The sequence below is a fragment of the Pedobacter heparinus DSM 2366 genome (assembly GCF_000023825.1).
Taxonomy (GTDB): Bacteria; Bacteroidota; Bacteroidia; order Sphingobacteriales; family Sphingobacteriaceae; genus Pedobacter; species Pedobacter heparinus.
This window is the reverse complement of sequence record NC_013061.1, coordinates 4,431,078-4,443,230: the sequence shown is the minus strand read 5'-3', so window position 1 is coordinate 4,443,230 and position 12,153 is coordinate 4,431,078. Positions and strand designations below refer to the sequence as shown.

The following is a 12,153-nucleotide window of genomic DNA, read 5'->3' as shown; positions in this document are numbered from 1 at the left end:
TTGACATGCAGGAAGCATATATTATAGCAGGATATCGTACCGCAGTGGGCAAGGCCCCCCGTGGTGTATTTCGTTTTACGAGGGCAGATGATCTGGCAGCTGAAGTGATCAGACATTTGGTGGCATCTATACCCAATCTGGATAATGAGCAAATTGATGATGTGATAGTAGGTAATGCTACACCTGAAGCAGAGCAGGGATTGAATGTTGGCCGGATGATTTCTTTAATGGGGCTGGATACGGATAAGGTGCCGGGTGTAACGGTGAACAGATATTGTGCATCTGGCCTGGAAACCATTGCTACGGCGGTTGCCAAAATTAAAAGTGGTATGGCCGATTGTATCATTGCCGGCGGGGTTGAAGTGATGTCGGGTATGCCATTTGGCGGTTGGAAAGTTGTTCCGAATGCCGAGGTTGCCAGGGTTAATCCGGATTGGTATTGGGGTATGGGTTTAACTGCTGAGGCTGTTGCCCGTGAATATAAGGTGAGCAGGGAAGACCAGGATGAGTTTTCTTATCATTCGCATCAAAAAGCAGTTGAAGCAATCAAAAATGGTCATCTGAAAGATGGGATTTTGCCAATTACGGTAAATGAAAATTACCTGGATGCAGATATGAAAAAGAAAGCCCGCAGTTATGTTGTAGATACAGATGAAGGTCCAAGGGCCGATACTTCGATAGAGAAACTGGCCAAACTGAAACCGGTATTTGCCGCTGATGGTTGTATTACTGCCGGTAATTCTTCGCAAACATCAGATGGTGCGGCGTTTGTACTGGTGGTTTCTGAAAAGAAAATGAAGGAACTGGGTGTTGAGCCTGTTGCACGTCTGGTAAGCTATGGTATAGCAGGTGTTCCACCGCGTATTATGGGAATTGGCCCTATCTATGCGATTCCTAAAGCGCTGAAACAAGCAGGAATGACGCTTGATCAGCTTGAATTAATTGAATTGAATGAAGCTTTTGCCTCTCAGTCGCTTGCGGTTGTCAGGGAACTGGGCATCAACACAGCTATTTTAAATGTAAACGGGGGTGCGATTGCGCTTGGTCACCCGCTTGGGTGTACGGGTGCTAAGCTATCTGTACAATTGTTTAATGAACTAAAAAGGAAAAAACAAAAATATGGCATGGTAACCATGTGCGTGGGTAGCGGACAGGGTGCAGCCGGTATTTTTGAAATGCTTTAATCTGATAAGGATATGGAAACTACAGACAAAAAAACGATTAAAGGTGGAGAGTTTTTAATTACGGAAACCTCGTATCAGGATGTATTTATTCCTGAAGAATTTGATGAAGAGCAAAATATGATTGCACAGACCTGCCGCGACTTTTTGGCTGCGGAGGTGTATCCTAATCTGGACCGCATAGATGCGCAGGAAGAGGGACTGATGCCATCTTTAATGGATAAGGCGGGTGAACTGGGGATTTTAGGTGTTTCTATACCTGAAGTTTACGGTGGATTTGGAAAGAACTTTAATACTTCTATGCTGGTTGCCGATGTGATTGGTGCGGGACATTCCTTTGCTGTGGCCCTTTCGGCCCATACCGGGATAGGGACCCTGCCCATTTTGTATTACGGAACGGAAGAACAGAAAAATAAATATATCCCTAAACTGGGAACAGGCGAATGGAAGGCCGCTTATTGTTTAACAGAACCCAATTCGGGATCTGATGCCAATTCGGGTAAAACTAAAGCTAAATTGTCTGAAGACGGGAAACATTACCTGATCAATGGTCAGAAAATGTGGATCACCAACGGGGGCTTTGCAGATGTGTTTATCGTATTCGCAAAGATTGATGATGACGAGAATTTAACTGCTTTTATTGTTGAACGGGAATTTGGTGGCATTACCATGAACCCTGAAGAGCATAAAATGGGTATTAAAGGCTCATCTACGCGCCAGGTTTTCTTTAACGATTGCCCTGTTCCTGTAGAAAACATGCTCTCGGAACGGCAGAACGGTTTTAAGATTGCGGTTAACATCCTGAATATTGGCAGGATTAAGCTGGCGGCCGCAGCGATCGGTGCATCTAAATCGGTAATTGACACCGCTGTTAATTATTCGAATGAACGCATCCAGTTTGACCGTCAGATCTCTAAATATGGGGCCATCCGTTACAAGCTGGCAGAAATGGCCACTAAAGTGTATGCGGTAGAATCGGCAAATTATCGTGCCGGCCAGAATATTGATGATGCTTATGATGCTTTGGTTGCAGGGGGGATGGATGCCGGTAAGGCTAAGCTGAAATCGACCGAGCAGTTTGCCGTTGAATGTGCCATATTGAAAGTTTGGGGATCGGAGGCACTGGACTATGTGGTGGATGAAGGGGTGCAGATTTATGGCGGGATGGGCTTTTCGGCAGAGGCACCTATGGACAGGGCCTATCGCGATGCGCGGATCAACCGGATCTTTGAGGGCACGAATGAGATCAACAGGTTGCTGACAGTAGATATGATGCTGAAACGTGCAATGAAAGGAGAACTGGACCTGATGACCCCTGCAACTGCGGTGGCGGCCGAACTGATGGCTATCCCTGAATTTGGAGAGGAAGACGATACGCTTTTTGCAGCGGAGAAAAAGCTCATCAAGAATTTGAAAAAAGCAACCCTGATGGTTGCCGGAGCGGCTGTGCAGAAACTGATGATGAGTTTGTCGAAAGAACAGGAAATACTGATGAACATTGCCGATATGGCCAGTTATGTGTATATCGCTGAGTCGGCCATGCTGAGAACCGAAAAGCTGGTTAGTCTGCGGGGTGAGGAAGCCTGTACAGGCCAGCTGAACATGATGCGCATTTATTTTGTGGAAGCTGTTGATGCGGTGCAGAAAGCAGGAAAAGAGGCTTTATGGGCTTTTGCCGAAGGGGATGAGCAAAGGATGATGCTGGTTGGCCTGAGAAGGTTTACCAAAATGGAGCCTTTTAATGTGAAGGAAGCCAGACAAAAGGTGGCTCAGCAACTTATTGCTGCCAATAAATATTGTTATTAAAAACATTGTCATAAAAGAGACGATTCATAATTAAAAACTGGGCGCCCGTAATGTAATTGCGGGCGTTTTTTGTGTGGGCCCATATGATTTTACCGGATATAGATTTGTTAAAATTGGTTAAAAATTGTGCCATCAGCAATAAAAGACTATTTTTGTGAATTATGTTAAAAACCAGGGTATTGTTGGGGTTTGTTTTGATGGCAGCAGTATTTGTTGCCTGCGAGAAACCCGCACCCTATGATGACAAGGCGCAACTGGAGATTGACGATGCGATAATTGTAAAATATTTGAAAGATAGTTCGGTGACGGCTGTAAAGCACAGTTCGGGCTTGTATTATAACATTATAAGTCCGGGTACAGGGAATGTGGTTTATGGAGATAAGGATTCGATATATGCCAAATACAGACTAAAGGTTTTAAAAGACTCTGTTTTGCGTGACAGGAGCCTGGACAGTACTTTTATATTCCTGCTTCCCGGTTATATAGAGGGCTGGCAGACCGGGACCAGGTTGATACAACCAGGTGGTGCAATCCGTTTAATCATCCCTTCGGCATTAGGCTTTAAAGACAGGGCAGTTACTTCACCTGTAATTCCCCCCAATTCAATATTAGATATCACTTTAGAAATACTTTCTGTAAATAAAAAACCCAAATGATTAAAAAGTTATCATTATATACCTTTGCCTTGTTAGGCGCTTTAACGCTGTTCAATTCCTGTAAAAAAGAGTATGAATCTATTGAAACACTGGATACACGTACCATAGAAGATTACCTTTCAAAAAACAACATTCCGAAATTAATGGACCCTTCGGGATTTTATTACCAGATTGTATCTGAAGGTACCGGTGCTGCTGTAGTGAATTCAGATTCGGTATACTATAGTTATGATTTTAAACATGCAAATGGAACCAGCTTTTTAAAGAATGGTGATTATACCATTCCGGGAACATTTCTGGGCTATACAGACCGCTTTAATTTTTTAACCATACCGGCAGTAAGGCTTACACTCGGGAAGTTAAAAAAAGGAGGAACAGCTAAGGTGATCCTGCCCTCAAGAATGGCATTTGGCAAAAATGGACAACCTGCTTTGGGGGTTGAATCTAATGAGATCGTGATCATCGACCTGAGTTTACTGAATTTTAACAAACAATATGAGGTAGATAACTTCTTGATCAATAAGTTTGTTACTGCAAATAATTTACAGCCGGTACTGGATCCGACACGTGTGCGTTACATCATTTCTAATGAAGGGACTAACAAGCAGGACCTCAAACAGACTTCAGTAGTAAACGTGAAATATACCGGAAGGTTGCTGAACGGAACTGTTTTTGATTCGAGCACAGATGGGGTGACATTTACATTGAACGAACTGATCAAAGGCTGGTATCAGGTAATGCCTGGAAAAATTGGGGTTGGCGGAAAGATCAGGTTATTGATCCCATCAGACCTGGGATATGGTAAGTCTGCCCAAACTGATGCTGCTGGCAGCGTAACTATACCTGGAAACTCCTGTCTGGATTTCGATATAGAAATTGTAAGTATTACAAATTAATACTTAGGGTAGGTATAGGTAAATGTAGTTTATTTTTGGGGACTGTAAATATCAGATAAAGCATCCTCGAGCCGGGTATATCTGAACTTGAAATCGGCTGCCAGTATTTTCTGTGCAGAGGTATTGGTGCTGATAAATATAACCTCGCTCATTTCTCCGAGTATAAGTTTAAGTATTTTTTCGGGTACATTAAAAGGCCATACCGGCCGGTGTAGTTTTTTTGCGATGGCCCTGGTTAATGTGGCATTGGTTACAGAAAAAGGTGCGCATGCATTGTATGCTCCTGAAATCAGGGTGTTTTCTACTGCGGTAGTGTACATGGACACCATGTCATCTATATGCAGCCATGGAACCCATTGCCTGCCGGAACCCAGTGCTGCTCCGGCAAAAAAACGGATGGGCTTTTCTAATGAAGCTAAGGCCCCCTCGTTTTTGCCCAGTACCATACCGGTCCTGAATTTTACTACCCTTATCCCAAGCTTTTTACCTTGATCGACGGCCTGTTCCCATTGTTCACAGCAAGCAGCCATAAAGCCATAGCCGGCAGGACTTTCTTCGGTTAGGATTTCATCTCCGCTATCGCCATACCAGGCAGCGCCTGAAGCAGATATAAAAGTACTGACACTGGCTTTTGTTTCTTTTATGGCCTGATAAAGTAGCTGGGTTGACAAGACCCGGCTGTCGATGATTTGCTGCTTTCTTTTCTTTGTCCATTTATGTGCTGCAATATTTTCGCCGGCCAGGTGGATGACTGTGTCTATCCCCTCCATGCATTGCTGGTCTATTTTATGCTGGTACACGTCCCATAGATACAGCTTTACACCAGGTATATTTTTAGGTTTTCTGGATAAAACAGCAACAGAATGACCGCCTTTTTGTAAGGATTCTATTAGTTTTTTTCCTATCATACCAGTTGCTCCGGTGATCAGAATGTGCTTGTTCATCTTTAAGGATTTTTTTATTTATAACAAAACGTCTAAAATCTGCTTCTTGTATAGTAATTATACAACTTATAACAGGTGTTTTAGTTTGATAAATTATCTTTTTAGGGTAAATATTTTGTTCTGCTTATGTAAAGATTGGTGGCGGGATTCGCTTTAAGATAAAAAATGGCATATTTTTGAAGTTTATCACAAAATTTAATTTAGGTTAATGAAGAATAAAAAAATACTCGTTTGGTTTAGGAATGATCTTCGCTTACATGACAATGAGATGTTGGTTGAAGCGATTGCTAAATCTGACAGTATTTTACCCGTTTATTTTTTTGATCCGCGTTATTTCGAAAATACAAGGTTTGGAACCGCAAAAACCGGGATAGTAAGGGCTTCATTTTTATTGGAAAGTATCTTGTCGTTAAGAAAAGCTTTTCAGCGGTTTGGCGGAGATATTTTACTGGTGCAGGGGAAACCCGAAGATATGATCAGGGACCTGGTAGAACAGTTTGATATTGCAGAAGTATACCATCACCGCGAAGTGGGCCCTGAGGAGACTGAAATTTCAGGCCATGTTGAAGATTTGCTGTGGACATTAAAGATCAATTTAAAGCATTTTATCGGGCATACACTTTACAATAAGGAAGACCTGCCATTTCCGATAAAGGATATCCCGGATGTATTTGCACAGTTTAAAAAGAAAACTGAACGTGATGCGATTGTGAAAGCCTGTTTTCTGACACCGGAACATATAGATTTCGTGGAAAATGCAGACTGGGGCCAATTGCCGTCATTAAAGGACCTTGGTTTTGAAACTGTCGCCGGGGCTATGATTGAAAAGTATGCGACTGGTGGCGAGGATTCGGGATTGCAGCATTTGGCGCAATTACTGGAAGCGGGTGCTGATATTTATTTGAAACAAAATACTAAACATACACCTGAAAAACCTGGTTTTTCTTCCCGCTTGTCTGCCTGGCTTACCATCGGGTGCCTGTCGCCCAGAATGGTTTACTGGAAGGTGAAGGAAGCAGAGGGGGTTTTTGGACTGAATGCCAATTTTAGCCAGATCTTTCTGGGCCTTTTATGGAGGGATTATTTCCGGTTCATGTTTAAAAAGCATGGCATTGCCTTTCTTCAGGAAACTGATCTGGAGAAAGACATTATGCAGGCTATTGAAAGGGTGGATCCTGCCTTGGAAAAATGGAAAACAGGCTGTACAGCACATCCGGTAGTTGATAAATACATGTATGACCTGAATGCTACTGGTTTTATTCCTCATTCGGGCCGTTTATTGGTGGCTACTTATCTTGTTCATGTTTTAAAAATACACTGGACCTGTGGTGCAGCTTATTTTGAAGAGAAACTGATTGATTATGCGCCGGCCAGTAATTGGGGCAACTGGGCAAGCGTTGCCGGCATTGGTAAAGATGCCAGGTCGAAAAATACATTCGATTTAAACAAGCAGATCAAAATTTTGGATATTGCAGTTGCCGACAGCCCTTCTTTTGCCTGATTGGTAGCCTGCTACTGTATTTTTATAAAAACAAATTGCGTAAAGCTTCGTTTTACAGAAAGGCTAAGTATAGGCCATGCTTATAAATGTTAAACAAAAGTTGTATTTTAAACAAAGTTGTTTAACATTTGTTGTTATAAATAATGTGAAGAAATATTCAATTAGTGATATAGAAAGTCTGATAGGCATAAAGGCACACACCATAAGGGCCTGGGAGACCAGGTATAACCTGGTGCCGCCTAAACGTACCCCTACCAATATCAGGTATTACGATGAGGATGACCTGAAAATGCTGCTTAATATTGTAGCCTTAAATGAAAACGGATACAAGATCAGCAGGATTGCCAAGCTGAGCAGGCAACAGGTATCAGATCTGGTGCGGCAGTTAGATTCCGATTGGGGAAATGAGAGCATCCAGTTGCTGAACCTTTCAGATGCTACCCTTAAGTATGATGAAAATGAGTTTTCAAGAATACTTACGGGCTGTATTGATGAAATGGGTTTGGTCAAAACTATGGACCTGGTGCTGTTCCCCTTTATGAAACGTGTAGGAATGCTGTGGCAAACAGGAACCATAGACCCTTCACACGAGCATTTTGCTTCCAGTCTGATCAGGGACAAGATCATTGTGAAAATCGATAAGCTGGAAAAACCAAGGAAGAAAAAAGTACTGCGGTTTGTGCTTTTCCTGCCCGAAGCAGAAATGCATGAAACAGGTCTGCTCTTTGCCAGGTATCTGTTAAAAAAATGCGGACATGAAACACTTTACCTGGGGTCGGAAATTCCCTATGCAGATATTAAAAAAGTGATCAGCGGCTATAAACCTGATTATGCATTTATTGTTTTGACCTCGCTTAACCTGGGAAAGGACCTCAACAAGATTATAGAAAAAGTAATGGATTATGTAGAGGTGCCCTTGCTGGTTGCAGGAAGTCTGATCTCTGAATTTGACATTCTTGTAAAAGATAGGCTTACCCCTTTGAAGAATGTTTGTGACATGGTCGAATTTCTTGAAGAATTATAAAGAAATTTGCCTGTTTTATAAGGTAAAATCCTAATTTTGCATCACTTATAGCATATTTATACATAATGGATAATTTATCTTATCTCAGCGGCGCAAATGCCGAATACATAGAGTCCTTATACCAATCTTATAAAGAAGATCCAAACTCGGTTGAATTTGGCTTTCAGAAATTTTTTGAAGGTTTTGATTTCGGCAGAGGTTCCTCTGCAGGGGCAGTTACAGAAGATACCCCTGAGCATTTTTTAAAGGAAGTTAATGTGTTGAACATGATCAATGGTTATCGTCAGCGCGGCCATTTGTTTACACATACCAATCCTGTAAGGGAAAGACGTCAGCATTTGCCTACGCTTGACCTTGAAAATTTTGGACTTAGCACAGCGGATTTGGATACCGTATTTAACGCAAGTGTTGAATTGGGTATTGGTGCGGCCAAGCTGAGCGATATTGTTGCTTTTTTAAAGCAGACTTACTGCCGTTCTATTGGTGTTGAATATAAGTATCTGCGTACTCCTGAAGTACTTTCCTGGTTAGAGCAGAAAATGGAAGGTGTGCGCAACACCCCAAATTTTTCAATTGAAGAAAAGAGAAGGATACTTAAGAAACTGAATGAAGCGGTAAGTTTTGAAAATTTTCTGGGCACTAAGTTTCTGGGACAAAAAAGGTTTTCGCTGGAAGGTGCAGAGGCATTGATCCCCGCCCTCGATTCTGTAATTGAAAAGGGTGCCGAGCTTGGTATTGAAGAGTTTGTAATTGGTATGGCGCACAGAGGACGTTTAAATGTGCTGGCCAATATTATGCAGAAAACCTATAAGGATATTTTTGCTGAGTTTGAAGGTAAGGGGTATAGTGCTGAATCTCCGTTTGGTGGCGATGTGAAATATCACCTGGGTTATTCAACTGATGTGACCACAAATGATGGCAAGAGTGTACACCTGAGTCTTTGTCCGAACCCATCGCACCTGGAAACGGTAGATGGGGTGGTTGAAGGAATGACCAGGTCGAAAATAGATTTTAAATATGGTGGCGACAATGCCCGCATTGCGCCAATACTGATACACGGTGATGCATCTGTTGCAGGACAGGGCATTGTGTATGAAGTGATCCAGATGGCTGGCCTGGATGGATATAAAACCGGCGGTACCATTCACCTGATCATCAACAACCAGATTGGTTTTACCACCAATTTTAAAGATGCAAGGACGAGTACATACTGTACTGATATTGCAAAAGTGACTTTATCGCCCGTGTTTCATGTAAACGGAGATGATGTTGAAGCCCTGGTATATGCCATTAACCTGGCCATGGAATACCGTCAGAAATATAAAAACGATGTTTTTATAGATATTTTATGCTACCGCAGGTTTGGACATAACGAATCGGATGAGCCTAAATTTACCCAGCCGCTGCTTTATAAAGCGATTGAAAAACATGCGAACCCAAGGGATATTTACATCCAGCAGCTGATAACTGAAGGTAAACTGGAAGCCAGCCTGGCAAAAGAGATGGAAAAAGAATTCCGTGGTATTTTACAGGAACGTTTAAATGAGGCGAAAGAGATTACTTCTACTTACCAGGATGTGAAGTTTGGTGGTGCATGGTCTGACATGCGGATCGCTACACCTAAGGATTTTGAAAGTTCGCCAAGTACCGCTGTTAAAAAAACTACCTTACTGGAAATTGCCAAAAGGATCAGCACATTGCCTTCCAATAAAAAGTTCTTCAAAAAAATTGAGAAGCTTTTTGAGGAACGGAGCAAAATGGCGAATACTACGCATGTATTTGACTGGGCGATGGGTGAGCAGCTGGCTTATGGAACCTTACTTGCAGAAGGTAAAAGGGTACGTTTAAGCGGGCAGGATGTAGAACGTGGTACTTTCTCTCACCGCCATGCGGTACTGACCTTAGAAGATTCGGAAGAGGAATATATCCCACTGGCCAATATTTCTGACCAGCAGGCGCCATTTGACATTTACAATTCGCATTTATCTGAATATGGTGTATTGGGTTTTGAATATGGTTATGCCATGGCCAATCCGAATGCGCTGACCATCTGGGAGGCCCAGTTTGGTGATTTCTTTAACGGGGCACAAATTGTTGTAGACCAGTATGTGGCCAGTGCAGAAACAAAATGGCAGCGTGAAAATGGTTTGGTCATGTTATTGCCACATGGTTATGAAGGACAGGGCCCTGAACACTCATCTGCAAGGATTGAGCGCTTTATGGAGCTTTGTGCAGATTACAATATGCAGGTAACCAATTGTACTACCCCTGCAAACTTTTTCCATGCGTTACGCAGGCAGTTTAAACGTGACTTCAGAAAGCCACTGGTGGTATTTACCCCTAAGAGCCTGTTGCGCCATCCGTTATGTGTTTCTAAACTGGAAGAGTTTACCGATGGCAAGTTCCATGAAGTGATTGCAGATACAAATGTAAAAGCCGCAGATGTAAAAAGGGTATTGTTCTGTAGTGGTAAAATTTACTATGAGCTATTGGAAAAACAGCAAAAAGACCAGATCAGGGATGTTGCGATTGTTCGTGTAGAGCAATTGTATCCTACTCCGGTTGCACAGATGGAAGCTGTTTATAAGAAGTATAAAAACGCAGAAGAAGCCGTATGGGTACAGGAAGAACCTGAAAACATGGGGGCATGGCCGTATTTATTGCGCAGACTGAGAAGAACGATCTTTGGTGATATCGAAGTGATCTCGAGAAAAGAAAGCAGCAGTACGGCCACCGGCTTTGCAAAACAACATGCGGATCAGCAAGCCTATATTCTGGCCAAAGCTTTTGAGATGCCGGTTACTGAAGTAGAGCAGAAGATTGCTAAAAAATCAGTGAGTAAAGTATTTAATGTAGATTAGAAAAATAATACATCAGTTATGAGTATAGAAATAAAAGTTCCGCCAGTTGGCGAGTCGATAACAGAAGTTGTTTTATCACGTTGGGTGAAAAATGATGGTGATGCAGTAGAAATGGATGAGGTGATTGCAGAATTAGAATCTGACAAAGCAACTTTCGAATTAACTGCGGAACAGGCCGGAACTTTGAAAACAGTAGCCAATGAAGGTGATACACTGGCAATTGGTGCTGTAGTTTGTAAAATTGAAGACGGTGGTGCTGCTCCGGCAAAACCTGCCGCAGAGGCCGCGCCAGCGGCTGAAAAGGCTGTAGTTGCCGAAGATAAATCGGCTGCCCCTGTAGCAGAAAAAGCTGGTGAAAGCTATGCAACGGGTACGCCATCGCCGGCTGCGGGTAAAATACTTGCGGAAAAAGGTGTGGATGCCGCTACTGTAAAAGGAACTGGTGTTGATGGAAGAATTACCAAAGACGATGCTTTAAACGCTCAGAAAACTGCGCAACCTGCTGCGAAAGCAGAAGCTCCTAAAGCTTCGGCCCCGGCTGCTCCTGTTGCTGGATCAAGAAATGAGCGCAGGGAAAAAATGTCGCCTTTGCGCAAAACTGTTGCCAAACGCCTGGTTACCGTTAAAAATGAAACGGCTATGCTGACCACTTTTAATGAAGTGAACATGAAGCCGATCATGGACCTGCGCGGAAAATATAAAGATCAGTTTAAGGAAAAATATGGTGTTGGATTAGGCTTTATGAGTTTCTTTACCAAGGCGGTATGCGAGGCACTTAAGGACTTTCCGGCAGTAAATGCACGCATTGATGGTGAATCTATTGTGTATAATGATTTTGCTGATATTTCAATTGCGGTTTCTGCACCTAAGGGACTGGTTGTACCGATTATCAGGAATGCAGAGAGCATGAGCCTTGCACAGATAGAGAAAACAGTTATTGAACTGGCTACTAAAGCGCGTGATAGTAAGTTGACGATTGAAGAAATGACAGGTGGTACTTTTACCATTACCAATGGTGGTGTTTTTGGCTCGATGATGTCGACGCCGATCATCAACGCCCCACAGTCTGCTATTCTTGGAATGCACAATATCATTGAGCGCCCGGTTGCAGAGAAAGGTGAAGTGGTAATCCGTCCGATGATGTATGTGGCCTTGTCGTATGACCACAGGATCATTGATGGAAGAGAATCTGTTGGTTTCCTGGTAAGGGTTAAACAATTGCTGGAAGATCCTGCAAGATTGTTATTGGGTATATAAATACCTGATAAAGAAAAGGCCTGCATA

The 12,153-nt window shown here is 42.7% G+C and carries 9 protein-coding genes; 8 read left to right on the top strand and 1 reads right to left on the bottom strand.

Features of this window, described 5'->3' with window-relative positions; genetic code table 11:
* Positions 1–5: 5 nt before the first annotated feature.
* The 4 genes from PHEP_RS18575 to PHEP_RS22000 all read left to right on the top strand — a co-directional run bounded on the left by PHEP_RS18575 (position 6) and on the right by PHEP_RS22000 (position 4,539).
* Positions 6–1,184, top strand: coding sequence for an acetyl-CoA C-acyltransferase (locus PHEP_RS18575; protein WP_015809523.1), 1,179 nt, complete (start codon positions 6–8; stop codon positions 1,182–1,184).
* A 12-nt stretch (positions 1,185–1,196) separates the two neighbouring features.
* Positions 1,197–2,987 carry an acyl-CoA dehydrogenase family protein gene (locus tag PHEP_RS18570; protein ID WP_015809522.1) on the top strand — a complete coding sequence of 597 codons (1,791 nt, stop codon included), beginning with the start codon at positions 1,197–1,199 and terminating at the stop codon, positions 2,985–2,987.
* Between the two features lie 161 nt (positions 2,988–3,148).
* On the top strand, positions 3,149–3,643 hold the full coding sequence (locus tag PHEP_RS18565) for an FKBP-type peptidyl-prolyl cis-trans isomerase (protein WP_015809521.1): 495 nt from the start codon (positions 3,149–3,151) through the stop codon (positions 3,641–3,643).
* Positions 3,640–4,539 (top strand): FKBP-type peptidyl-prolyl cis-trans isomerase, encoded by a 900-nt coding sequence (locus tag PHEP_RS22000; RefSeq protein ID WP_015809520.1) that lies wholly within the window; start codon positions 3,640–3,642, stop codon positions 4,537–4,539. The genes PHEP_RS18565 and PHEP_RS22000 overlap by 4 nt, the downstream gene beginning before the upstream one ends.
* Before the next feature lie 29 nt (positions 4,540–4,568).
* Here PHEP_RS22000 and PHEP_RS18555 read toward each other — a convergent pair whose 3' ends face one another.
* Entirely contained in the window at positions 4,569–5,483 is a 915-nt protein-coding gene (locus PHEP_RS18555; RefSeq protein ID WP_015809519.1) for a TIGR01777 family oxidoreductase, read from the bottom strand.
* Positions 5,484–5,691: 208 nt separating this feature from the next.
* On the opposite strand from PHEP_RS18555, the gene PHEP_RS18550 reads away from it, so the two are divergent.
* From PHEP_RS18550 to odhB, 4 genes are all read left to right on the top strand, one after another.
* Positions 5,692–6,984 (top strand): DASH family cryptochrome, encoded by a 1,293-nt coding sequence (locus PHEP_RS18550; protein ID WP_015809518.1) that lies wholly within the window; start codon positions 5,692–5,694, stop codon positions 6,982–6,984.
* Positions 6,985–7,129: 145 nt separating this feature from the next.
* Positions 7,130–8,008, top strand: coding sequence for a MerR family transcriptional regulator (locus tag PHEP_RS18545; protein WP_036675237.1), 879 nt, complete (start codon positions 7,130–7,132; stop codon positions 8,006–8,008).
* A gap of 65 nt (positions 8,009–8,073) precedes the next feature.
* Positions 8,074–10,869 carry a 2-oxoglutarate dehydrogenase E1 component gene (locus PHEP_RS18540; RefSeq protein WP_015809516.1) on the top strand — a complete coding sequence of 932 codons (2,796 nt, stop codon included), beginning with the start codon at positions 8,074–8,076 and terminating at the stop codon, positions 10,867–10,869.
* Between the two features lie 18 nt (positions 10,870–10,887).
* Entirely contained in the window at positions 10,888–12,126 is a 1,239-nt protein-coding gene (odhB, locus tag PHEP_RS18535) for a 2-oxoglutarate dehydrogenase complex dihydrolipoyllysine-residue succinyltransferase (protein WP_015809515.1), read from the top strand.
* Positions 12,127–12,153 lie beyond the last annotated feature (27 nt).